The sequence below is a fragment of the Rhizobium sp. ZPR4 genome (genome assembly GCF_040215725.1).
Classification (GTDB): domain Bacteria; phylum Pseudomonadota; class Alphaproteobacteria; order Rhizobiales; family Rhizobiaceae; genus Rhizobium; species Rhizobium rhizogenes_D.
On sequence record NZ_CP157967.1, the window covers coordinates 3,697,966 to 3,721,475 of the forward strand.

General features: G+C 58.8%; 24 protein-coding genes and 1 pseudogene. 10 read left to right on the top strand and 15 right to left on the bottom strand.

Translation table 11 applies throughout. The annotated features are described in order from the left end of the window. Nucleotides 1-70: 70 nt before the first annotated feature. Nucleotides 71-235, bottom strand: coding sequence for a hypothetical protein (locus tag ABOK31_RS17700; protein WP_349956955.1), 165 nt, complete (start codon nt 233-235; stop codon nt 71-73). A 571-nt stretch (nt 236-806) separates the two neighbouring features. On the opposite strand from ABOK31_RS17700, the gene ABOK31_RS17705 reads away from it, so the two are divergent. Both ABOK31_RS17705 and ABOK31_RS17710 read left to right on the top strand, forming a co-directional pair. Continuing rightward, nucleotides 807-1,400: a hypothetical protein gene (locus ABOK31_RS17705; protein ID WP_349956956.1), complete on the top strand. Its 594-nt coding sequence runs from the start codon at nt 807-809 to the stop codon at nt 1,398-1,400. Continuing rightward, nucleotides 1,400-2,158 carry a hypothetical protein gene (locus tag ABOK31_RS17710; protein ID WP_349956958.1) on the top strand — a complete coding sequence of 253 codons (759 nt, stop codon included), beginning with the start codon at nt 1,400-1,402 and terminating at the stop codon, nt 2,156-2,158. Before ABOK31_RS17705 ends, ABOK31_RS17710 begins: the two co-directional genes overlap by 1 nt. Here the strand turns inward: ABOK31_RS17710 and ABOK31_RS17715 are convergent. The 3 genes from ABOK31_RS17715 to ABOK31_RS17725 all read right to left on the bottom strand — a co-directional run bounded on the left by ABOK31_RS17715 (nt 2,123) and on the right by ABOK31_RS17725 (nt 5,511). Beyond that, complete coding sequence (locus ABOK31_RS17715; RefSeq protein WP_349956959.1) at nt 2,123-2,380, bottom strand: hypothetical protein; 258 nt, start codon at nt 2,378-2,380, stop codon at nt 2,123-2,125. The two genes, ABOK31_RS17710 and ABOK31_RS17715, sit on opposite strands and share 36 nt — an antisense overlap. Before the next feature lie 30 nt (nt 2,381-2,410). Next, the gene (locus ABOK31_RS17720) at nt 2,411-3,043 is read right to left on the bottom strand and encodes a recombinase family protein (protein WP_349956961.1); all 633 of its coding nucleotides are present in this window, start codon (nt 3,041-3,043) and stop codon (nt 2,411-2,413) included. Nucleotides 3,044-4,089: 1,046 nt separating this feature from the next. Next, nucleotides 4,090-5,511 carry a tyrosine-type recombinase/integrase gene (locus tag ABOK31_RS17725; protein ID WP_349956962.1) on the bottom strand — a complete coding sequence of 474 codons (1,422 nt, stop codon included), beginning with the start codon at nt 5,509-5,511 and terminating at the stop codon, nt 4,090-4,092. 426 nt (nt 5,512-5,937) lie between these two features. Here ABOK31_RS17725 and ABOK31_RS17730 point away from each other — a divergent pair, with 426 nt between their 5' ends. The 3 genes and pseudogenes from ABOK31_RS17730 (at nt 5,938) to ABOK31_RS17740 (ending at nt 7,581) form a co-directional block, all read left to right on the top strand. After that, nucleotides 5,938-6,177, top strand: coding sequence for a GIY-YIG nuclease family protein (locus ABOK31_RS17730; protein ID WP_349956964.1), 240 nt, complete (start codon nt 5,938-5,940; stop codon nt 6,175-6,177). A gap of 104 nt (nt 6,178-6,281) precedes the next feature. Then, nucleotides 6,282-6,717: pseudogene (locus tag ABOK31_RS17735) on the top strand (DUF1275 family protein). Between the two features lie 72 nt (nt 6,718-6,789). Continuing rightward, complete coding sequence (locus tag ABOK31_RS17740; RefSeq protein ID WP_349956965.1) at nt 6,790-7,581, top strand: YdcF family protein; 792 nt, start codon at nt 6,790-6,792, stop codon at nt 7,579-7,581. A 25-nt stretch (nt 7,582-7,606) separates the two neighbouring features. Here the strand turns inward: ABOK31_RS17740 and ABOK31_RS17745 are convergent, their stop codons facing one another. Beyond that, nucleotides 7,607-8,086, bottom strand: coding sequence for a hypothetical protein (locus ABOK31_RS17745; RefSeq protein WP_349956967.1), 480 nt, complete (start codon nt 8,084-8,086; stop codon nt 7,607-7,609). Between the two features lie 140 nt (nt 8,087-8,226). On the opposite strand from ABOK31_RS17745, the gene ABOK31_RS17750 reads away from it, so the two are divergent. Then, on the top strand, nt 8,227-8,862 hold the full coding sequence (locus ABOK31_RS17750; RefSeq protein WP_041677753.1) for a trimeric intracellular cation channel family protein: 636 nt from the start codon (nt 8,227-8,229) through the stop codon (nt 8,860-8,862). A 42-nt stretch (nt 8,863-8,904) separates the two neighbouring features. Here ABOK31_RS17750 and irrA read toward each other — a convergent pair whose 3' ends face one another. After that, nucleotides 8,905-9,327 (bottom strand): iron response transcriptional regulator IrrA, encoded by a 423-nt coding sequence (gene irrA / locus ABOK31_RS17755; protein ID WP_174178525.1) that lies wholly within the window; start codon nt 9,325-9,327, stop codon nt 8,905-8,907. Between the two features lie 297 nt (nt 9,328-9,624). Between irrA and fabA the strand changes: the two genes are divergently transcribed. The 4 genes from fabA to ABOK31_RS17775 all read left to right on the top strand — a co-directional run bounded on the left by fabA (nt 9,625) and on the right by ABOK31_RS17775 (nt 12,886). Next, nucleotides 9,625-10,140, top strand: coding sequence for a 3-hydroxyacyl-[acyl-carrier-protein] dehydratase FabA (gene fabA, locus ABOK31_RS17760; RefSeq protein WP_174178523.1), 516 nt, complete (start codon nt 9,625-9,627; stop codon nt 10,138-10,140). Between the two features lie 53 nt (nt 10,141-10,193). Next, entirely contained in the window at nt 10,194-11,417 is a 1,224-nt protein-coding gene (fabB, locus tag ABOK31_RS17765) for a beta-ketoacyl-ACP synthase I (protein ID WP_174178521.1), read from the top strand. 4 nt (nt 11,418-11,421) lie between these two features. After that, nucleotides 11,422-12,228, top strand: a complete 807-nt coding sequence (gene fabI, locus ABOK31_RS17770; RefSeq protein ID WP_174178519.1) for an enoyl-ACP reductase FabI — start codon at nt 11,422-11,424, stop codon at nt 12,226-12,228. 79 nt (nt 12,229-12,307) lie between these two features. After that, a complete protein-coding gene (locus ABOK31_RS17775; protein ID WP_349956969.1) occupies nt 12,308-12,886 on the top strand; it encodes a GNAT family N-acetyltransferase in 579 nt (192 codons plus the stop codon). A 49-nt stretch (nt 12,887-12,935) separates the two neighbouring features. Here the strand turns inward: ABOK31_RS17775 and ABOK31_RS17780 are convergent, their stop codons facing one another. From ABOK31_RS17780 to infB, 9 genes are all read right to left on the bottom strand, one after another. Beyond that, entirely contained in the window at nt 12,936-13,577 is a 642-nt protein-coding gene (locus ABOK31_RS17780) for a DUF1287 domain-containing protein (RefSeq protein ID WP_349956971.1), read from the bottom strand. A gap of 89 nt (nt 13,578-13,666) precedes the next feature. Next, nucleotides 13,667-14,683 (bottom strand): class I SAM-dependent methyltransferase, encoded by a 1,017-nt coding sequence (locus tag ABOK31_RS17785; protein WP_349956972.1) that lies wholly within the window; start codon nt 14,681-14,683, stop codon nt 13,667-13,669. 114 nt (nt 14,684-14,797) lie between these two features. Next, complete coding sequence (gene pnp / locus ABOK31_RS17790) at nt 14,798-16,936, bottom strand: polyribonucleotide nucleotidyltransferase (protein ID WP_174178513.1); 2,139 nt, start codon at nt 16,934-16,936, stop codon at nt 14,798-14,800. A 325-nt stretch (nt 16,937-17,261) separates the two neighbouring features. Next, nucleotides 17,262-17,531, bottom strand: coding sequence for a 30S ribosomal protein S15 (gene rpsO / locus ABOK31_RS17795; RefSeq protein WP_069613589.1), 270 nt, complete (start codon nt 17,529-17,531; stop codon nt 17,262-17,264). A 152-nt stretch (nt 17,532-17,683) separates the two neighbouring features. Further along, nucleotides 17,684-18,535, bottom strand: coding sequence for an alpha/beta hydrolase (locus ABOK31_RS17800; protein WP_349956975.1), 852 nt, complete (start codon nt 18,533-18,535; stop codon nt 17,684-17,686). Nucleotides 18,536-18,628: 93 nt separating this feature from the next. Continuing rightward, on the bottom strand, nt 18,629-19,561 hold the full coding sequence (truB, locus tag ABOK31_RS17805; protein ID WP_349956977.1) for a tRNA pseudouridine(55) synthase TruB: 933 nt from the start codon (nt 19,559-19,561) through the stop codon (nt 18,629-18,631). A gap of 12 nt (nt 19,562-19,573) precedes the next feature. Next, nucleotides 19,574-19,981, bottom strand: a complete 408-nt coding sequence (gene rbfA, locus ABOK31_RS17810) for a 30S ribosome-binding factor RbfA (protein WP_349956979.1) — start codon at nt 19,979-19,981, stop codon at nt 19,574-19,576. Nucleotides 19,982-20,049: 68 nt separating this feature from the next. Continuing rightward, nucleotides 20,050-20,658, bottom strand: a complete 609-nt coding sequence (locus tag ABOK31_RS17815) for a hypothetical protein (protein ID WP_349956981.1) — start codon at nt 20,656-20,658, stop codon at nt 20,050-20,052. Between the two features lie 86 nt (nt 20,659-20,744). Next, nucleotides 20,745-23,492 (bottom strand): translation initiation factor IF-2, encoded by a 2,748-nt coding sequence (infB, locus tag ABOK31_RS17820; protein WP_174178505.1) that lies wholly within the window; start codon nt 23,490-23,492, stop codon nt 20,745-20,747. Nucleotides 23,493-23,510: the final 18 nt, after the last annotated feature.

The following is a 23,510-nucleotide window of genomic DNA, read 5'->3' on the forward strand; positions in this document are numbered from 1 at the left end:
AACCTCTATTGGGCACGCACATCAAGGGATGGATGCGCGCGCCATGTTCGAAAATTCCGCCATGAGCTGCCTAGACCAGCTTCTCGATAAGCCAGTGCCGATACTTGCCGGATGGCGTCACAAACCATGTATCGCGGCAGAAAGCGAAGCTGTGCGACCGCGTGTCGATATAGAGAGAGGTCAAGGAAGCTTCGACCCTTAGAGACAGGCCGAAAACAGCAATAGCGAGTGACATGAGATAAGCCCTGTTTTGTTGTTGTCATTGTTGTGCGCTCCGGCCAGAACGGCACCTTTAGACTCCGAAGCAAGGCGTCACGTCAATTAAATTTATGAAACAAATTCAATCGCTTATGGGTTATTCCCGCTTGTGGGTTTATCAGCGCGAAAGCATTGAAAAGAAAGGAAATTTCGAAACAATGGGCTGTGAATAACTTGAGCGCCCGCTAAAACGGATTGATGCATCCCGTCACATGCAGGCGCAAATGAAATTAAAAGTCGGAGGAAAGGTCCAATCCCCCTACACCTTTCCTAAAGGGACAATAAAGGGAAGTTTATATGTCAGAGAGGGCTGTATTCTATAAGGTCATCACCATAGAAATACCTTCAGATTTTCATCCTGAAGTGAACCTATGAGGAGCCTTATCTGAGCCCCGATGGTCTATTCCTATAGTGGCGGGTAATTGACCACATTCTAGTGGCGGGTAATGTAACGCTTGGCGCATCGAGAAGGTTGCAGAAAACTAATTATCCACTTGTGTACTGATGAAAGCTTGCACAATCTATAGGGGATGATTCGGAGCTCCCCCATGTCTACTGCAAAACTACACATAAATATTGCTCAAGGTATCATTGATGCTGAAGGCGATGCTGAGTTCGTTTTGAAGGTCTACGAGGATTTCCGAGATAGGTTAGGTAACGCAGTGGATTGGGGCGGTCTCGCCGAGGGCGACTCGGATGCCGACCAAGCTGACGAAACTCCAGCAACAGCGAAGGCGACTGCAGGGAGTAAGAAAAATAAAATCAAAAAACCGCCATCGGGAAAGCCACAAAGAGCTTCGAACGGAGCTACCTATAAACCACGTTTAGTGGATGACCTGGATACGCAAGGCCTAAAGGAATTCATCGCAGATTACAACATGACCACCCATGCAAATAATATCGTGGCATTTCTGAAGTTCCTCGAAGGAAAAGGAAGGAAGCCGGCGACATTTGATGAAGTATTTACGTGCTATACTGACGCCGGAATAAAAGTACCGACGGCCTTTGTCCAAGCTTTTCGGGACACCGCAAGTAAAAAGAAGTTTATTGAATTTACCGATTCAGGGGGCGTTGAGTTAACTTTGCGGGGTGGTAATCATATTAACCATGGAAGTATGTCCAAGAAGGGTGATCTAGCCTAGTGGTCGCACAAGCGCTGCGGTTTTATGAAGCAATTTCCGACGCAGGCAGCCTCAGCGAACGGGAACTGGTTTCTTATTTTTGCTACATGATCACCGTTGAATTGGGGCAGCCCTCGGCGACCGCTAAAGCGGTGAATGAATGCTTTGCTGCGTGCGATTTGAAAGTCCCAAGTCGAACAGCCTCGTATCTCTCCGAAGGGACGAAAAAGCCTCCTCTCACCTATGTCAAGCTTGCTGCTGGAGGCTATCGTTTACACCGGAATGCGAGCGATCAAATTTCAAGCAAGCTGGGCACTCGACGCATTGTTATACAAACGAGTACAGAACTGAGATCTTTGGAAGCCGGGTTTCCGGAAGGAGCGAAAAAGAAATTTCTTTCCGAGACTGTCGATTGCTTCGAAGCAAACGCCAATCGTGCAGCAGTGGTTATGTGCTGGATACTAGCCGTTGACCATATGTTTGATTTTGTTCTCACCCATCACCTTGCAGACTTTAACAACGCCTTAGCCGCCAACCCGGATAAGCGGATCAAAAAGATAGGTAACAAAGAGGACTTGAGCGAACTTCAGGAAAGCAAGTTCATTGAGTTATGTCGAGCAGCGAATATCATTTCGAACGATGTGCGCAAGATTTTAGATAATGCTCTCGGGGTTCGGAACACTGCCGCGCATCCCTCCAATGTGGAGATAGCACGCAGCAAAGCTATCGCTGTCATCGAAGATTTAGTTGCCAACATACTGCGCAAATTTGTTATATAGTGGGGGAAGCGCAAGTATCTTGCCCTTCCGTTTATCGTAGTTGATCCAGCCTGCGACTTGCTGAGGCCCGGTGAACTGCTCCGCAAACTTGTGTAGGGCTTCCTCGCACTGCTCTTCATCGGCCTTCTCGTCGTCCCTAGCCATGCTCTCCACCCAGTAGGCCACAGCCATAGTGAGGGCGCCCAGACGGTCATCATGAGCCAGCGCGACATACACATTCATGCTTACCCACTCCCTGAAAGCACATAGCAATCATGTGACGGGTGTTTCCGGCGCGACAAGCCTCTTTGTGAGTCGTGCTAGGGTTGACCGGCTGCATCCCGTTGCGTTCATAATGCTGCTCCACGATTGCCCATTCTGAAGCATCTGAAGGATTGCCGAATTCCGCCTCCTGTCTTCAGGCCGTCCTTTGTATTCGCCTCTGGCCTTGGCACCTGCTATCCCTTGTGCCTGCCGTCTGCGGCGGTCCTCATAGTCCTTGCGTGCGATGGCCGCTAACATGTCCAGCATCATGCCGTTGATCGCATCAAGCATCCGGCTCTGAATGTCGTCCTTGTCGGCTGACGCCAGACTCCATGAAGTCGGGAGGTCCATTGCCACCACCCGGACATGGCGCGCACGGATTTCCGCCTTCAGCTTTTCCCAGTCATCCGCGTTAAGGCGGCTCAGCCGATCCACCTGTTCGACCAGAAGAACGTCTCCCGGCTGGCAATCGGACAACAGTCGAAAGAGTTCAGGACGCTTTAGCGATGCGCCGCTCTCGTTCTCAATATATGAGGTCGCAATCTTCAGGTCGCGCTCCTCGGCAAAACGCAAGAGATCGGATTGGGCTCGGCTGGCATCTTGGTCCGCAGTGGACGCGCGAAGGTAGGCACGAACAAACATGTATAGCCCCTTAGTCTGATTTGAGTGGTCTCTTTATCGGCGGTCTCTTTTGAGTTGTCAATGAGGCATTATCAGACTGAGGTGCTGCCGGTTCTCTTGAAGTATACCCAAATAGGTCCATAGGTCGCGTCTGCCGGCTGTGGCGGTCTTGCCGTGGCGAAAGGGATTTAGCGCGCGCGTTAAGGCGACAGTATCGCGCGCGCGGAGAATGGGCGCGGGCGGGCATGGGGGTGGCGCTGGGTTCCTGTATATCGATTGCCCACTCAGATTTTTGGCAAAAACTAAGGCTGCTTGTTGATGTTGCGTCGTTCCACTCGACGGGCCGCGCTTCATTCTGTCCCCATAATTCACAGGGGTGCGATATTGACTATTTTGTCATGATCGAGTAGACGCGATGGCCTTTTTTAAGGCATTGATATGGCAATATTTTTTGGAATCGAATTGAATATTTTTCGATTTTGCGTCGCGGGCGAAGTTCAGAAACACTTGTCAAGCGGCGTGATTCGACATACAAAATCAACATCCTGTTGATAGCAGGAGCCTAAAAGGCCCCCACCGCAGTGGGGACCCAAATCCAGGCAGAAGTCTAGGGGAAGTCTGGGTTAAGCCGTGGTCACGCGCCAACGCGGCCAACGGCGGCAGTGAGAACGAACATGTTCCCACTCGCCCAGACGGAACCGCCAATAGTCAGTAACTGACACAGGGCGGAATGCGGGACATGATATTCTCATATCCCCCTCCTTTCTCATTGAGAGCAAGGAGGACTCGCTCTCACCAGTCCTTCGGCGCTTCATGCGACGAAGCTAAGCCTCCCAGGTTTACTCCCAAGATGCCGCCCGAATGCCGCGGACAAGTGAACGCATAATCTAAATACTAGTATCACGACCTCGACGCAAGGTGAGCCTGCGTGGAATGCCCCTAATTCCCCAGTATTTCACCGTGGAGAGGCGTTTGATTCGAGATTCACAATCTACCGTGCCTGGATGAAAAGGCGCCCAGTGGGGCTGTACGTCAATTCTATTGATGGTTCCGCACTTGTTCTTGCGCTAGGCCTGAGCTAGCGATTCGGTTTTCAGTCGGGGGGTGGGCAATTTAACGGCTTCAACGCACGAACGTTTCTGTGTGTCAGATGGGCCACCAGAGTAGACCCTAAGCGTGATTGATTTGCGGCCTTCTTCATGACCCACAACATCCGAGATGATGCTCTCTGGTGCCCCTGTCTGTTCGGCTTCTGTAACGAACCATCGCCGAAACGAATGGAAGTTCACCAGGCTGCGCCGCTGTCCGGGGCGATTATCTTCCACCTTCAACTTCTTGCGATAGGCTGCGAAGCGCTTGCTGAAGACATCTCCTGCGTTGCGCTCTTTAGCAAGCTCGTGAAATAACCAGTCGTTACCTGCCTTATCTTTCTTTCTGCGGCAGACGATTTCGATAAGATCGGGATGGATAGGCACCTTTCTCGCCGCCGCCGCAGTTTTGCCCTGCTGGATATCGAAATGGCCCTTGCCTTTCTCGTCTAGTGGGCACTCATCGACCCATAGAGTGACCACCTCCGCAAGCCGCATGCCAGACAATGCGGAGATGCGCATGGCATCGTGGAGCTGCTGTTTGAATGCAGGATTGATGCTGTTAGGGAAGGGCGCGTGAAGCAGTGTCTGCATTTCCTCAGTCGTAAAAGGGCGCTCGGTTACATCACTGCCACGCTCGACCCGCCTGCCCCGACTCGGCATCACCTGTCCATCCCAAGGGTTCTTACTGGAATAGTGGCCCCTCATAATTAGCCAGTCCCAGTAAAGCTTTACGCTGCCAAGGTGCTTCTTCGCGGTGGATTTGTGAAGTGGTGCAATTACCGCAGAAACATAACGGCCCGCCACTGCGCGGTCGACTTTGGCGAGAAGCATATCCTCATTCTTGGCCCACTGTGCAAAGCGTTTTACAAGGTTTCGGCGTTCATCTGTAGTCTTCGGCGCTAGCTTGGCCTCCTTCAGATACGCTTCGATGTGGTGATCTACTTCCACCTTGCCGTGGACGATACTGATAAAGCGACGGCGAGCTACGTCACCATGGTCCTGCCCGATCTGTTCAGCCGCATCCTCGAGTAGGGTCATAGGGTCATGCGCCTCTTCGTCGCTAAGGCTCGCTTTATCCCGGTTTGTGATCTTGGCCGTCCACGCCACAGGGTCTTTCGCGCTTTCCCCTATTTCAGAGATCCAAGCTTCAGCAATCTCTTTAATAACGTCAACATTGCCCAGTCTCAGACGGCCATCACGCGCATCTCGAAATAGCTTGTCGGTCTCCCGCTCAATTTGATCACGTCTTGCCATCGCAAGTCTGATGTCGCCTGTTTCGAGGTTCTTTAGGTAGGCGCTTTTCCCATCGAAGTGGATGCGTATTGCCTGCGGAATGTCTCTCTTGAACCAGTATTTTAGACCGCGTAGGTCAAGATAGCGGCGAGATTTATTCGACATTTCAGACCAATCATTCAGACCAAGTTTCAGTCGCGATTAGCATGTAAAATCAAGTGTTTCAAGGGTTTGAGAAGGTGTTGTGGAGAGCCCGCTTAGCTCCACCAGCCTTCGCTCTCCGAGCTTCGGCTCGGCAAGTCAGCAGACGAAGGCTGTCACGCTGAAGTTGCGCAGCAACGAAAGCGGACTTTTTCCACTCGGTACAGATTAGTCTTTCTCTATTTCGCTTTTATGGGCGGACTATTTGATCGAGCTTCCGCTCGGCGAAAGGTCAAGCTTGATGAGCGGAAGACGGCGAAGGCTGTTCCGCAGTGAGCGAAATAGATCTCTCCGAATCTCCGTCAGCAATTTAGTCTCGAAGACATTGTTCGGATAACCGGAAGTAGCGCCCTGGTTGTGATCTTGCCGCCATGCGCTATCATGCTGTGCATGAAGTATGTTTACGTCCTCCGAAGCTGTGGTTTTCCTGATCGTCACTATGTCGGCGTGACTGGGGACCTGAAAGCCCGTCTGGCGAAGCACAACGCCAGAGAAGTGCCTCATACATCGAAATATGCGCCGTGGTCGGTGAAAACCTACATCGGCTTTTCCGATGAAGCGCAGGCGTTCGCGTTCGAAAAATATCTCAAATCCGGATCAGGTCGCGCCTTTGCCAAGAAGAGATTGTAACTGCCCTTCGGCAAGATTCTTGCGTTGAACAAACGTCACAATCCTCCGCATCCCCCCAACTCCATGCTAGCCTCCAATCCTCCGCAACCTACCCCGATTCGCCCATGACCAGACGGCGCCGCCGTCGTCTCATCAAGACTCGCCGTACCGTGACGAGGCTTTTGCCCGTTGCCTCGATCGCTTTTCTCGCCGGCATGACCGATGCGGTCGGGCTGATGCTGACGGGGAATTTCGTGTCCTTCATGACCGGCAATACGACGCCGGCGGCGATTGCCTTGGGGACGGGGGATTTCGGCCATGCGACGGTGCTGTTTTCCGCCATTCTGACCTTCATTGCCGGCAATGCGCTCGGCATCGTCATCGCCCATGCGGCGGATCGGCGCGCTTCTCACCAATGCCCTTGGCGTCTGGGCACTCTGGCTGGTTTCGATGGTCGCGCTCGTGCTGGCGCTATCAACCCTTTTCATCCCCCGTCCACTGCAGCGCCGCTTCAATCAGCGGCTGATGATGGCGGCCCCGACAGCGCGGCGAATGAAATAGCCACATTGCAGCGCACAAAAATCTGCTAGTGAGAAAAACGAATCGTTTTGCCGACAAGCCTAAGGATATGCCGTGTTCGTTTTTTCGAAACTTGTCTGGATTTTCGGTCAGCCGCTGTCGCTGGCGTTTCTTTTCGTTCTCCTGGCATTTGTCGCCGTTCTCCTGCGCTGGCGCGCCACGGCCATCATCTCGTCGCTCTTATCGGTGCTGATTCTGTTCGTTTCGCTTTATACGACAGCCGGCGCCTATGTCGTTCAGGGGCTGGAAGAGCGTTTTCCGCATCCGGCGGCTGATCCTGCCGATCTCAAATGCATGATCGTGCTCGGCGGCGCCACGCAGAATGAGGTGACGACGGCCCGTGGCGGCTACGAGCTCGATTCGGCCGGTGATCGTTTGATCGAAGCGCTGCGTCTTGCGCAGAAATATTCGCAGGCGCGTATCGTGATCTCGGGTGGCGATGGCTCGATCGGTGGCACCTATGAGGGCGATGCCGTCATCTCCGAGCGTTTCTTCACCGCGCTCGGCATTCCGACAAGCCGCATGGTCGAGGACAAGACCTCACGCACCACCTTCGAGAATGCCGTCAACACGAAGGAGCTGCTGGCGCAGAATGGCCTTTCGGATTGCCTGCTCATCACTTCGGGCTTCCACATGCCGCGCTCGATGGGCATCTTCCGCAAGCAGGGCATTCCCGTCGTGCCATGGCCGGTCGACTATCGCAGCACCGGCAAGGAAAGCCTCGGCCTCGACTTCACACAGCCTTCGCGCAATGCGCAGCTGCTGGCGACCGGCCTGCGCGAATGGGTGGGTCTGGTCGGCTACTATGCCGTCGGCCGCACCTCGGCGCTCTATCCCGAACCGTAACGTGTCCGCCTTTTCCTGAGATTGCCTATTTCTTCGAGATCGTGACGAATTTGGTGCCGCGCACCCTGACGGTGATTTCGCAGACGGCTTCGCCATCTTTGCGGTCGCAGAAGCGCGGATGCATTTTCATCACCAGCACCATGTTGCCGAAACGCTGGATGAAATCGTAGCCGTAAATCTGCGCGGTGGCGACGAGCAGATAGCCGCCTTCGGCGACCTGGACGTAGAAATTATAGGGGCAGCCCTCGTCGGTGCAGTAGGGGCCTTTTTCTCCCTTGCAGGTGATCTCGCCCTCGTTGACGACGATATCCATCAGCTTGTCGTTGTTGATGTCCTGCTGGGTGGCGAACTTGTCGCCGAAGTTCACCTGGCCGTCGCAGCTCTTGGTGAAGTGGTCCTTCTCGAAGGCCACGGGGTCCTGCAGGATCGATTGCTGCGCTTCGGCCACGGCGGGCATGATCACGAGAGCGACGAGGTTGAGGAGTACGATCAGCAGGGATTTCACGGGGGATTCCTTTTCGAAGCGCCGCCTCGGCCACCATAACAGCCGCAGCCGCTGCGACATCTTTGCACGCGCCTGCTTGCGCGACCCTTGCCGTCGTGATTCATTTCGGAAAAATCGCCGGCCTCCCGTTGGAGTTTTCGATGTCGCTTCTCTCGTTTCTTGACTATGCCGGCGTCGCCCTTTTTGCCGCAACCGGCGCGCTTGCCGCCTCGCGCAAGCAGCTCGATCTGATCGGCTTCCTGTTCCTGGCAGCCGTCACCGGCATCGGCGGCGGCACGCTGCGCGATATCGTACTTGGCCGCGTGCCGGTCTTCTGGGTGCTGAACCCGACCTACATCATCATCTGCGCTGTGGTCGGCGTGCTGGTCTTTTTCACCGCGCATCTCTTCGAATCGCGCTATCGGCTGCTCATCTGGCTCGATGCCGTCGGGCTGTCAGCCTATTGCGTGATGGGGGCGGCCAAAGGCATGGCGGCGACAGGTTCGCCCACCGTTGCGATCGTCACCGGCGCGCTGACGGCGACCTTTGGCGGCATCCTGCGCGATCTCTTGGCAAACGAACCCTCGGTGCTGTTGCGGCCGGAAATCTATGTGACGGCCTCGCTTGTCGGCGCAGGCGTCTTCACCGCCGCCAATGCGACGATGCTGCCGCTTTATGCCTCTGCGGGGCTCGGTGTGATCGCGGCCTTTGCGGTGCGTGGCGGCGCGCTCTGGTTCGGCTGGACCTTTCCGACCTATCATCACAAGCCCGGCCGACATCCGGACGATGTGATGTGACAGGGGGGTTTTGCAGCAGGGTGAGCTGACGCGGCGCTTGTCTTAGCGCTGCTGCTTGCGGCGCAGGCGGATCACCACGTCGACATGGGCGATTTCCATGCCCTTCGGCGGTTCGGGCAGATTATCGATGGTCAGATTGCTGATCGGAATATCCAGCACTTCGTTGTGGCCTTCGACAAAAAAGTGATGGTGATCGGAGACGTTGGTGTCGAAATAGGTCTTGGTGCTTTCGACGGCGAGCACGCGGATCAGGCCTGCCTCGGTAAATTGATGCAGCGTGTTGTAGACGGTCGCGAGCGAAACCGGAACGCCGGCGGCAACAGCTTCCTCATGAAGCTCTTCCACGGTCAGATGGCGGTCGCCCTTGGCGAAGAGAAGATCGCCGAGCGCGATGCGCTGCCTGGTCGGCCTCAGGCCCACATTGCGCAGCCTGCTCTCGATCGCGATTTCGGCTTCTTCCGCCATTCAGGGACTCCGGATTCCTGATCTCTATAATTCTTTACTAAGCCATATAACTTTTGCCTTGATTGCTTTCAATAGTTTCAATGGGGTGGGAAGGTGCTCAAAAGCCGGAAAAATCGGGCTTTTGCCGCATTTGGCACTGGTAGCGGCTCTGGCGTTCCTGTATGCGACCACCACATAAGAGCTAGTACGTTCGATTGAACAGGTGAATGAGAGTGTGATGGTTGCGCTTCATTTTCTGTCGATCTTGCACTAAAGCTTCACATCCATCGGCATTCATGCGGGGGAAACGGAATTTTTATGACGACGAGACAATCCAGCTTCAATTACGAGGAAATCCTGTCCTGTGGCCGCGGCGAGCTGTTCGGCCCGGGTAACGCACAGCTTCCCCTACCGCCGATGCTGATGGTCCACCGCATTACAGAAATTTCCGAAACCGGTGGCGCCTTCGACAAGGGTTTCATCCGCGCCGCATATGACGTGCGTCCCGACGACTGGTATTTCCCCTGCCACTTCGCCGGCAACCCGATCATGCCGGGTTGCCTCGGCCTTGACGGCATGTGGCAGCTGACGGGCTTCTTCCTCGGCTGGCTTGGCGAGCCCGGCCGTGGCATGGCGCTTTCGACAGGTGAAGTGAAGTTCAAGGGCATGGTCCGCCCGGATACGAAGCTTCTCGAATACGGCATCGACTTCAAGCGCGTCATGCGCGGCCGCCTCGTCCTCGGCACTGCCGACGGCTGGCTGAAGGCCGATGGCGAGACCATCTATCAGGCGACGGACCTGCGCGTGGGCCTGTCCAAGGACAAGGTTGCCTGAACTGCGGCACCGCCGCCTCCACAAAGACAGATGTTTTAGAAAAGGTCATCGACATGAGACGGGTAGTTGTTACGGGTCTGGGTATTGTCTCTTCGATTGGAAACAATGCTCAAGAGGTGACCGCATCGCTGCGCGACGCCAAATCCGGCATTTCCTTCTCCCCCGATTTTGCCGAGCATGGCTTCAAGTGCCAGGTCTGGGGCGCGCCGAAGATCGATACGACCGACCTGGTGGATCGCCGCGCCATGCGCTTCCTGTCGCAGGGCGGTGCCTGGAACCACGTCGCCATGAAGCAGGCGATCGCCGATAGCGGCCTCGAAGAAGGCGATATCAGCAACGAGCGCACCGGCATCATCATGGGTTCCGGCGGCCCGTCGACCCGCACGTTGATCGAGGCGGCCGACATCACCCGCAAGAACAACAGCCCGAAGCGCATCGGCCCCTTCGCCGTGCCGAAGTCGATGTCGTCAACGGCATCGGCGACACTTGCCACCTGGTTCAAGATTCACGGCGTCAACTACTCCATTTCGTCGGCCTGCTCGACCTCGGCGCACTGCATCGGCAATGCCGCCGAGATGATCCAGTGGGGCAAGCAGGATGTGATGTTTGCCGGCGGCCACGAAGATCTCGACTGGACCATGTCGAACCTCTTCGATGCCATGGGTGCCATGTCCTCCGACTTCAACGAAAATCACCCGGAAACCGCCTCGCGCGCCTATGACGCCAAGCGTGACGGCTTCGTCATCGCCGGCGGCGCCGGCGTGCTGGTTCTGGAAGAGCTTGAACATGCCAAGGCGCGCGGCGCCAAGATCTATGCCGAGATCGTCGGCTACGGCGCCACCTCTGATGGCTACGACATGGTCGCACCGTCGGGCGAAGGTGCCGTGCGCTGCATGCGCCAGGCGCTCGCCACCGTGAAGGGCGATATCGACTACATCAACACTCACGGCACCTCGACGCCGGTGGGCGACAGCAAGGAAATCGGCGCAATCCGCGAAGTCTTCGGCGACAAGATCCCGCCGGTCCAGTCGACCAAGTCGCTGACGGGCCATTCGCTCGGCGCAGCGGGCGTTCAGGAATCGATCTACTCGATCCTGATGATGCAGGAGCGTTTCATCGGCGAAAGCGCTCATATCACCGAACTCGATCCGGAATTCGAAGGCGTGCCGATCGTGCGCAAGCGTATCGACAATGCCAAGTTCGATATCGCCCTCTCGAATTCCTTCGGCTTCGGCGGCACCAACGCCACGCTCGTATTCCAGCGCTACAACGGATAAGGCAATGACGGGAATTATGCAGGGTAAGCGCGGCCTCATCATGGGCGTCGCAAACAATCACTCGATTGCTTGGGGTATTTCAAAGGCGCTGGCAGCCGAGGGCGCCGAACTGGCTTTCACATTTCAGGGCGAAGCACTCGGCAAGCGCGTCAAGCCGCTGGCAGCCGAAGTCGGCTCGGACTTCCTTCTGCCGTGCGACGTCGAGGATCTGGCTTCGGTCGATTCCGTCTTCGCGGCGATCAAGGAGCGCTGGGGCAAGCTGGACTTCATCGTCCACGCCATCGGCTTTTCCGACAAGAACGAGCTGAAGGGGCTCTATGCCAACACCACGCGGGAGAATTTCACCCGCACCATGGTGATTTCCTGCTTCTCCTTCACCGAGATCGCCAAGCGCGCAGCCGATCTGATGACCGAGGGCGGCAGCATGCTGACGCTGACCTATAACGGCTCGACGCGCGTGATCCCGAACTACAACGTCATGGGCGTCGCCAAGGCCGCGCTCGAGGCTTCCGTCCGCTATCTCGCTGCGGATTACGGCCCGCGCGGCATTCGCGTCAACGCGGTTTCTGCCGGCCCGATCCGCACGCTGGCCGGTGCCGGCATTTCCGATGCCCGCGCCATCCTCTCGTGGAACCAGCGCAACGCGCCGCTGCGCAAGTCCGTCACCATCGATCAGGTCGGTTCCTCCTCGCTCTATCTCCTGTCGGATCTGTCGGCCGGCGTCACGGGCGAAATCCATTTCGTCGATGCCGGCTACAACATCACCTCGATGCCGACGCTGGAGACATTGTCGAGCGCGGATACAGAGTAAAAGCTGCTTGTCTGAATTGTTCTCTCGGCCCTTTGGCCGGGAGGACCAAATTTCCGGATATCCTGCCAGAGGATTCCCGATGACGTCCAGTGACGCCGAATCCTTCGCATCGACCGACCGTCTCATCCTCCGCCGCTTTGTGCCCGAGGATTTCGAAGCCTATCGCGCTTATCGCTCCCTGCCGGAGATCTATCGTTATCTCTACAGCGATCCTCCGTCGGAAGAGGAGATGCGGGAACGTTTTGACGCGAGTTTCAATACGCGCTTGTCTGATGATGGCGATATTCTCCGCTGCGCGGTGGTGCGGCGCGAGGATGATGCCTTGGTGGGCCAGGTCAGCTTGAAGATTGCAAACAAGGCGGCTCTGCAGGCCGAGGTCGGCTATATGTTCAATCCAGCCTTTGCGGGCAAGGGTTACGCCACCGAGGCGGCTGCCGCTATCATAACCCTTGGCTTCGAAAAATTCGGCTTTCATCGGATTTTCGCACGGCTGGATGCGAAGAATGCGGGTTCCGTCGGTGTCGTCGAACGGCTTGGCCTGCGGCGCGAGGCCCATCTCATCGAGAACGATCGCTTCAATGGCGTCTGGGGCGATGAATATGTTTATGCCGTGCTGAGCCGCGAATGGGCCGCAAGAATGCCGGATCAGGCACGTTGATCGCCACCTGATAAGGCTCAGCGAAAGATTTGTCTTGCGAGGATGGACCTCAAAGAGCCGCCGCCTCTGGCGCGAAGCGGAAATGTCCGGTCCGCGGGTAGGCAAACAGCGTGTCGTCCTCCTTTGCGCCAGCGCCGATATTCTGGATCACCAGCGGACGGCCTGCAACGTCGCTCGACATGCCGGAGGAGATGATGAGGATATGCGGCAGGTTGCCCGGCAGGAGCTGCGTGACGAGATCGCCCGGCTGATATTGGCTGACATCGTCGCTTACCGGTAGCGCTGTTCCTCTGCGGCTGAAATAGGCTGCCAGATTGAGAACACGCCGATGATCGATGTTACTATCAGGCTTTTTCAGACCCCAGGCCTGTGGGTAGCCGGAGAAATGCGTGCTCATATCCAGATGGAGCAGTTTCTGCAGGTCGAGGCTAAAGGCGCTGCGATAGGCGCGGATGATGACGTCGGCGCAGACGCCACGCTCGGGCGGCACGTCGCCGCCTGGATAGGCGATGCGGACATAAGCGGGGTCATAAAGCGTCGTAACGCCGATCTGACTGCGCGCGGCGGTGATCAATGCCGTTTGCCAGCCCGGCTTCGCCTCGGCGCTGCGTAACCCTGGAAATGCCGAGGCGAGCGCGAGAAGTCCGGATTGAAGTACGCCCCTGCGTGTGATGCCCATCATTCGCGTCATGATCCCCCCAAGGCTTCGAATATGCGTGAAGCGAAAGGGAGGATATGACGGTGGCGTAATTGAGGTCGGAGCCTTTGCGACTCCCGGTCTTATTTCTTGGCCCAGAGCACCTTGTAGCGGGCATTGCGGCAGGTCTCGCCGAACTCCTTGAAGTTTTCCGAAAGCACCGGCTCGTAGGGGAGGCCGCGATTGGCGACCAGCATCAGGCGCCCGCCGCCGCGCAGCGCCGAAGCGGCGGTCTTGATCATCGCCTGGCCGAGCGAAGGTTCGGCGGCATGGCCCTCGTGGAAGGGCGGGTTCATGATGATCAGGTCGTACTTGTCCTTGACCGGCTCGCTCGCCAGATCGTGCCAGAAGAAGCGCTGGGCGACTTTCGGGCAGTTTGCCAGGAGATTGGCGCGTGCGGCCTCCAGAGCGCCGTAATGGGCCTCGTAGAGGTCGATACGCTCGATCCTCGGCGACTTCGTTGCGAGCTCGACGGAGAGGTAGCCCCAGCCGGCGCCGAAATCGGCGGCGTCGCCGGCAAAATCGGTCGGCAGGCGCGAGGCGAGCAGTTCCGAGCCGGCATCGATCCGGTCGTGAGAGAACATGCCGGGCGCCGTGGTGAAGCGGCCCTCGACCTCAGTCGCCGGCTTTGCAAGCTGGGCCGTCAACGGCTTGATGTCGGCAGGACGTCCAAACCAGAAGGCAACGCCGTGATACTTCGGCATATGCTCGACTGTAAGGCCAAAGCCTTCGATGCGCTTGCGCAGCGGCTGGATGCCGTCTTCCTTGCCGCCTGCAACGACGATGAGGCCGCCTTCCTTAACGCGTGCCAGGGCTTCGGCGATATGACCTTCATTCTCGCCCTTGTGCTTGCCGCAAAGCACCAGCGCGCCGTCATAGCCTTCGCCTTCGATTTCCGGCGTCACATTGATGCGCTGCGCCTGCAGCTGGCGATAGAAGGGACGGAAGCCCTGAACCGCGGAAAGCTCGGCGGCAAACCCCTCCGGCAGCGCAAAGCCCGCCTCGGCGCCGAGAAACAGGATTCGCTGCCCCTCGCCAGGCGCCTCGACGGTGCCGGAGGCAAAGGGGTGGAACAGGGTCTTCAGGGCATCGCGGCTCATGGGCGTGGTCTCGTGGCAAACTAACGGGCTTCGGCCGTCGGATGAAGCCGACGACGATCATATAAAAAGGGCGCGGAAAAATCCCGCGCCCCGGAACTTGGATGAAGGCGCAGCTTACTCGGCTGCGTCGTCCTTCTTCTTGTCGGCGGCGATTTCCTGGCCGGTGGCCTGGTCGACGACCTTCATGGACAGGCGAACCTTGCCGCGTTCGTCGAAGCCGAGCAGCTTGACCCAGACCTTGTCGCCTTCCTTGACGACGTCCTGGGTCTTCGCCACGCGCTCGGAGGCGAGCTGCGAGATGTGGACGAGGCCGTCACGGGCGCCGAAGAAGTTGACGAAGGCGCCGAAGTCGGCGGTCTTGACAACGGTGCCTTCGTAGATCTGGCCGACTTCCGGCTCGGCGACGATCGAGTGGATCCACTTGCGGGCCGCTTCGATTTCCTTGCCGGAGGAGGATGCGATCTTGACGGTGCCGTCGTCCTCGATGTTGATCTTGGCGCCGGTCTTTTCGACGATTTCGCGGATGACCTTGCCGCCGGAGCCGATGACTTCGCGGATCTTGTCGACCGGAATGTTCATGACTTCGATGCGCGGTGCGAATTCGCCGAGCTGGCCACGGCTTTCGGTGATTGCCTTGGACATTTCGCCGAGGATGTGGGCGCGGCCGCCCTGTGCCTGGCCGAGCGCGACCTTCATGATCTCTTCGGTGATACCGGCGATCTTGATGTCCATCTGCAGCGAGGTGATACCGTCAGCGGTGCCGGCGACCTTGAAGTCCATGTCGCCGAGGTGGTCTTCGTCACCGAGAATGTCGGAGAGAACGGCGAAACGCTCGCCTTCCAGGATCAGACCCATGGCGATGCCGGCAACCGGCTTGGCCAGCGGAACGCCGGCGTCCATCAGAGCGAGCGAGGTGCCGCAAACCGTTGCCATCGAAGACGAGCCGTTGGACTCGGTGATCTCGGAAACGACGCGCAGCGTGTAGGGGAACTGTTCCGCCGTCGGCAGCATCGGGCGGATAGCGCGCCATGCGAGCTTGCCGTGACCGATTTCGCGACGACCCGGGGAACCCATGCGGCCGGTTTCGCCAACCGAGTAGGGAGGGAAGTTGTAATGGAGCAGGAAGCGCTCCTTGTACATGCCCGTCAGGCTGTCGACATACTGTTCGTCTTCGCCGGTGCCGAGCGTGGCGACGACGATTGCCTGCGTTTCACCGCGGGTAAACAGCGCCGAACCATGCGTGCGCGGCAGAAGGCCGACTTCCGAAACGATCGGGCGAACGGTCGACAGGTCGCGGCCGTCGATGCGGCTGGACGTGTCGAGGATGTTCCAGCGAACGATCTTGGCCTGCAGATGCTTGAAGATGGCGCCGACTTCTTCGGCCGTGTACTTGGCTTCGCCTTCCTCGGGCAGGAAGTGTGCCTTCACCTTCGCCTTGACGGCGTCGACGGCAGCGTAGCGATCGGCCTTCTGGGTGATCTTGTAGGCATCGCGCAGTTCGGCTTCGGCAAGGCCGAGCATTTCCTTCTCGAGCTCGGAATAGTCTTCCGGCTGGAAATCGCGGGGCTCCTTGGCGGCCACTTCGGCGAGCTTGATGATCGCGTCGATGACAGGCTGGAAGCCGCGATGACCGAACATGACGGCGCCGAGCATGACGTCTTCAGGCAGTTCCTTGGCTTCGGATTCAACCATCAGAACGGCGTCCTGCGTGCCGGCGACGACGAGGTCGAGGCTCGATTCGTCCATCTCGTCGAGATGCGGGTTCAGCACGTACTCGCCGTTGATGTAGCCGACGCGAGCGCCGCCGACCGGGCCCATGAAGGGAACGCCGGAGAGTGTGAGCGCTGCGGAAGTGGCAACCATCGACAGAATGTCAGGGTTGTTTTCAAGGTCATGCTGGATGACGGTAACGACGACCTGCGTGTCGTTCTTGTAGCCTTCCGGGAAAAGCGGGCGGATCGGGCGGTCGATCAGGCGGGAAACGAGCGTTTCGTTTTCGCTCGGACGGCCCTCGCGCTTGAAGTAGCCGCCGGGGATCTTGCCGGCTGCGTAGGTCTTTTCCTGGTAGTTGACGGTGAGCGGGAAGAAGTCCTGGCCCGGCTTCGGCGCCTTGGCGGAAACGACGGTCGCAAGCACCACGGTCTCGCCGTAGGTGGCGACAACGGCGCCGTCGGCCTGGCGGGCGATCTTGCCGGTTTCCAGCTTCAGCGGGCGGCCTGCCCACTCGATTTCGACGGTATGGATATCGAACATATCTTGTCCTTGCATTATGCGGGAAAAGGCGCCGTCGCCGACGAATTCGGCAGGGCACATCTTCGACCGCACGAAATGTGACGCATCACGGGCAAGACAACGAGAGGCTTTCGAAATCAGGCCGAAGCACGAAGCTTCGGCTGAAAGCATCCGGCAATCCTGCCCCATGACAGGTCAACGGTTGTTGTTGGCAGCACCGGCCCATCCGGCCTGCCGATGGTTTCGCATCGCACCGACACAAGGCGCGAGGGAAACTGGTCTCAGAATTTCGTACTCTTCATAAGCATCCGGCGGACGTTCAGGTGAACGCCCGCCGGAAATTCCGTTAGCGGCGGATACCGAGGCTGGTGATCAGCTTGGTATAACGGCCTTCGTCCTTCTTCTTGAGGTAGTCAAGAAGCGAGCGCCGGCTGGAAACCATCGTCAGAAGGCCACGACGGGAGTGGTTGTCCTTCTTGTGGTCCTTGAAGTGTTCCGTGAGGTTGTTGATGCGCTCGGTCAGGATCGCAACTTGGACTTCCGGAGAACCGGTGTCGCCTTCAGCGGTAGCGTATTCCTTGATCAGCGCAGCCTTGCGCTCAGCAGTGATCGACATCGGATGGTCCTTTCTATGAGAGGAGATTGAAGTCGCCAAACGCCGGGATGTCGTCCAGCATTGGCCGCGAATGCAATCAGGCATGCCTGATGCTGGCGCTGCCTATAAACCAAATGAGCGGCAATGGAAAGAGGGTTGTCCCCGAGGCGGTTTCAGCGCCCCGCCATGGCATCCCGGATCATGGCATCGTAGCCCTCTGGATGCTGCAGCATGGCGAAATGGCTGGCGTCCTTCAGGATGACGAGCTTGGCTCCCGGAATCTCCTTCGCCATCATCTGCGTATGGTCGAGCTTGACCGCCTCGTCATGATCGCCGATGGCAAGCGTGACCGGCACTGTGATCTTTCCAAGGTCGGCTGCAGTCCATGCCGGCTGCGTCGCCCACATCTGCGAAATCTGGTTGACGAAGGCATCATACTCGTTCGGCGTCGGCGACAGCTTCTTGTAGTACTCGCCGGCGACGTTGATGTAGTCGTTGAAGGTCTTGTTGCTCATGACATCCGGTTTGACACCGTCGGTCGTGACATTGGCGGCTTGCGCGATCACGCGCGTCAGCTTTTCGGGATGTTTCATCGCCATGTCGATGCCGATGATGCCGCCATCCGACCAACCGACCAGCGTCACCCTGCCGATCTTCAGATAGTCGAGCAGCGCGACGTAATCCGAAGTCATCAGATCGTAGCCGAAGGGCTGCTGGCTGCGCGTCGAGCGGCCATGCCCGCGGCTGTCGGCAACGATAACGAGGTGATCCCTGGCGAAATCGGCAACCTGAGCGCCCCAGACATCGGCATTCCCCAGTCCGCCATGGATGAAGAGGATGGGGTCACCCTGACCATATTCGGCGTAATACATCTTGATGTCATTAACATCGGCCATGCCGCTCGTCTTCGGCTGTGGCATGGGCGGGAAGGGCGGCAGCCCGGCCCAGCGTTCGGCGGAATGCGCGCTTGCGACTGTGAGGAACAACGAAAGGAATGTCAGTATGCTGATGGTAGCGCTGCGCATATTCTCCCCCTTGAACGGGCCGTCATGGCCCGTCGGAGAGCATATCGCATCGCCATTGCCTCGCAATAGCTGCCATTTCCGGTTGATCGAGGATCAGCCGAACACGCGCTTGGGGCGGAATTCGCCCTGGCCGATCTCGCCGATGGCGATCAGCTTGCCGCGTGCCGTGGCGTAGGCCTCGGTTTCGGCAACCGGCGCATCGCGGCCGCGCACGAGAATGGGATTACCCATCTTCAGGCGGTGCGCCTGGTCATCGCTGATGACGAGATGCGGCAGCGAAGACAGGGCTTCCGCCGTGTCGATCAGCAGCGCGTCGAGGGCGGCAAGCCGTTCGTCGGCATCTTCGATCTCTTCGAGTGCCACAAGATCGGCAAGCGGCACCATCGCCTCTTCGGCGAAGGGTGCAACGAAGCTGCGGCGCAGGCCGGAAATATGGCCGTAGCAGCCGAGATCGCGGCCGAAATCGCGGGCAAGGGCGCGCACATAGGTGCCTTTGCCGCACTCGACTTCGAAATGCGCCGTATTGGCATCCGGGCAGGCCAGCAGCGTCAGGCGGAAAATCTCGACTTCGCGCGAGGGGATCTCGACCGTCTCGCCTTCGCGGGCCAGATCGTAGGCGCGCTCGCCAGCAATCTTGATGGCCGAGAACTGCGGCGGGATCTGGTTGATGACGCCGGTATAGTTCGGCAGCAGCGCGCGAATATCTTCTTCGCTCGGACGCCTGTCGGACGTGGCGGTCACTTCGCCTTCGAGGTCGTCGGAAGCGCGTTCCTCGCCCCAGGTCACGGTGAATTCATAGATCTTGCGACCGTCCATGACGTAGGGAACCGTCTTGGTGGCGTCGCCGAGCGCGATCGGCAGCATGCCGGAGGCGAGCGGATCGAGCGTGCCGGCATGGCCGGCCTTCTGGGCCTTGAACAGCCACTTGATCTTGGAAACGGCCTCGGTCGAGCCGAAATCGATCGGCTTGTCGAGGATGAGCCAGCCCGAAATCGGGCGGCCCTTGGGCTTGCGTGGCTTGGACATTGTCTGTCTCTGTTATTGATCTTGGTCGTTATCGTCTTCGAGGTCGCGGCTGACCTCGGGCGAGCGCAGCAGCGCATCGATCTTCTTGTAATTGTCGAAGCTCGTATCGTCGCGGAAGCGGACTTCCGGCATGTACTTCATCTGGCGAAGCTGCGGGCCGAGGCGGCCGCGGATATATTTCGCATGGCGGTTCAACGCCTCGATGACGGCGTTGTGGTCGGAAACGCCGAGCGGGGTCACGAAGGCGGTGGCGATCTTCAGGTCGGGCGACATGCGCACCTCGGAAATGGAGATCACGGTGCGCTCGATCAGGTCGTCGCGCACTTCGCCGCGCTGCAGAACCTGCGTGATCGCTGAGCGCACCTGCTCGCCGACGCGAAGCATGCGCTGCGAGGGCGCGGAAGAGGTTGGTTTGGTCATGGTTGTTCCGTTAGCAGCGTCCCTTGGACGCGATAAAGCGGGTCAAATGACTCGATCCGGCGCAAAGGTCAAGGCTGCACAGGCTTTGCAGCCCGCCAGAGGCCGAGAATCCTTGCGAAAGCGGCCTGTTGCTCGGCCTCGGAGGCGAAAGCGGATATGGGGATATAGGTTGCGAAGGACTCGAGATCGAATTCGATCCGTTTGTCGCGAAGGCCGATATCGACGATCTCGCTCCAGGCGAGCCACATCGATGTGTGCTCTGTGTTCCAGGTGGCGCCATTGGGCGTAATTGTCACCGTGATCGTGATATCGGGCCGTATACGGGCTTGCATCGCCGCCAGGCGCCGCCGCACCTGCCAACTCGAGTAGGTCAAAACCAGTGCGTAGAGGATCAGCGTCGGTATGAGCCAAATGATCGCCATGTCGCCCTTATTGATCGACGGCGACAGTCCGAAAATTGGAATGAATATGTATTCGCGCAGGAAATGGAAGACGACGGGCAGGGCTGCACCGATAGCGATCGCCCACAGTACGAACCATCCCGCGTCGTTTTGGGCTTTCTGCGGGCTGCGGCCCGCCGCGCGCCTGCCCGCCCGCAGCATCACCGCGACGTGCTCGTCCGGCTGGCGAATGAAGGAGACGGTGATTGAATGTTCGTCCTCAGATACAGGCGTCATACCGTTTGCGCATCCCGTTCGTAGCATCCAACAAAAAACCGCCGGTCTTGGCCGGCGGTTTTGTATCTCGTAAATCGAAGGATCGCTTACAGCGTGCGGGTGATATGCTCGACGCGGAAGCACTCGATGGTGTCGCCGGCGCGAATGTCTTCGTAGTTTTCGAAGGCCATACCGCATTCCTGGCCGACATTGACCTCCGACACTTCGTCCTTGAAGCGCTTGAGCGTCTTGAGCTTGCCTTCGTGGATGACGACGTTGTCGCGCACCAGACGCACACCGACGCCACGCTCGACTTTGCCTTCGGTAACGCGGCAACCCGCGACCTTGCCGACCTTCGTGATGTTGAACACCTCGAGGATCTCGGCATTGCCGAGGAAGGTTTCGCGACGCTCCGGCGAGAGCAGGCCCGACATCGCTGCCTTCACGTCATCCACCAGGTCGTAGATGATGTTGTAGTAGCGGATTTCGATACCCTGACGCTCGGCGAACTGACGTGCCTGTGCGTTGGCGCGGACGTTGAAGCCGATGATTGCCGCATTGGAGGCTTCCGCCAGCGACACATCCGATTCGGTAATCCCGCCTGCACCGGAATGAACGATGCGGGCACGGACTTCGTCGGTGCCGAGCTTTTCGAGCGCGCCGGCAATGGCTTCGATCGAACCCTGCACGTCGCCCTTGATGACGAGCGGGAATTCCTTCACGCCGACAGCCTGGAGCTGCGTCATCATCTGCTCCAGCGAGCCGCGCTGACCGGACAGGCGGGCAGCCGCCTTGTCGCGGGTGAGGCGCTGGCGATATTCCGAGATCTCGCGGGCACGGCTTTCGCTTTCGACGACGGCGAACTTGTCGCCGGCCTGCGGTGCGCCGGAAAGGCCGAGCAGTTCGACCGGCATGGCCGGGCCTGCTTCCTTCACATGCTCACCCTTGTCGTTGACGAGCGCGCGAACGCGGCCCCACTGATCGCCGGCAACGACGATCTGGCCCGGACGCAGCGTGCCCTTCTGTACGAGCACGGTGGCGACGGAGCCGCGGCCGCGATCGAGCTGGGCTTCGATGACGGTGCCTTCCGCCGTGCGGTTCGGATTGGCCTTGAGGTCAAGGATTTCCGCCTGCAGCAGGATGGCTTCGAGCAGCTTGTCGAGGTTGGTGCGGTTCTTCGCGGAGACTTCCACGTCGAGCACTTCACCGCCCATGGATTCGACGAAGACTTCGTGCTGCAGCAGTTCCGTGCGGACCTTCTGCGGGTTGGCTTCGTGCTTGTCGATCTTGTTGATCGCCACGATGATCGGAACACCCGCCGCCTTGGCGTGGTTGATCGATTCGATCGTCTGCGGCATCACGCTGTCGTCAGCCGCAACCACGAGGATTGCGATATCGGTCGCCTGGGCGCCGCGGGCACGCATTGCCGTGAAGGCGGCGTGGCCGGGGGTGTCGATGAAGGTGATCTTCTGACCGTTCTGCTCGACCTGATAGGCACCGATATGCTGGGTGATGCCACCGGCTTCGCCGGCAACCACGTTTGCATGACGGATGGCGTCGAGCAGCGAGGTCTTGCCGTGGTCGACGTGACCCATGATGGTGACAACAGGCGGACGGGAAACCAGTTCGCCTTCCTCGTCGGCAACGTCGAAGATGCCCTGCTCGACGTCGGATTCCGAAACGCGCTTGACCGTATGGCCGAATTCGCCGGCGATGAGTTCGGCCAGATCGGCGTCGATGACGTCGCCCGGCTTCATCATCTGACCTTCCTTCATCAGGTACTTGATGACGTCGACGGCGCGTTCGGACATGCGCTGCGACAGTTCCTGAATCGTGATGGTCTCGGGCAGCACGACTTCACGCGAAATCTTCTCGCGCGTTTCCTGCATCTGGCTGCGGCGGAACTTTTCCTGGCGGCGGCGCATGGCCGAAAGCGAACGACCGCGTGCGTTGCCGTCTTCGTCGACATCGGCCGTGGTGACCGTCAGCTTGCCGCGGCGACGCTCTTCGTCTGTCTTCGGACGCGTGGTGACGGGCTTCGCCGGCTCGGGCCGGGTGACCTTGCCACGGATCGGAGCACCGCGCGACGGGCCACGGCTTTCCTCTTCCTCACTGCCCGGGCGACGGCGATTGGCCGGCGCTTCCGTAGCGGCTGCGCCGGGGCGGGCAGACTGTGGAGCGGAAGCATCCGGGCGGCGTGCAACGGCCGGAGCCGGAGCAGGCTGCGTAGCCGGCTTCGGAGCTTCAACCTTGGCTTCAACCGGAGCAGCCGGAGCCTGTTCGGCAACCTTGGCTGCCGCCGCGGCCTGAGCAGCCTCTTCGGCGGCACGGCGAGCGGCTTCGGCCTGTTCGGCAACGCGGCGGACTTCTTCTTCCTGCTTGCGGCGGGCTTCTTCTTCGGCGCGACGAACAGCGTCGGCCGCATCACGAGCCTGGGCGTCGGCGAGAGCGCGGCGGCGAGCGTCCATCTCGTCGGCCGACAGGTGGTTCAGAACCACCGGACGCGACGAGCGCTCCTGCTGCGGGCGCTGCTGATAGCCCTGGTTGGATTGTGCTGGCCGCTGCTGCTGGCCGCCCGGCTGATGAATGCGCGGAGCCGGCTGCGGCGGGCGCGGCGGCTGCGGCGTCGGTTCGGCGACGCGCGTCACCGATGGCGCGGCTGTCGTCGTCGGCGTGATTGGCTTTTCGTCTTCAGGACGTAGCGGGCGGCGCTTACGGGTCTCAACCACGACCGCCTTGGTGCGACCGCGGCCCATGTCCTGGCGCACGGTGCCCTGGTTTACGCCTGAAGGTTTCAAGGTGAGGGTCTTCTTACCCGAAACACTCAGCGTCTTGTCGTCTTGATTGTCGGTCATTCCGTTCCTGTTCCTTCG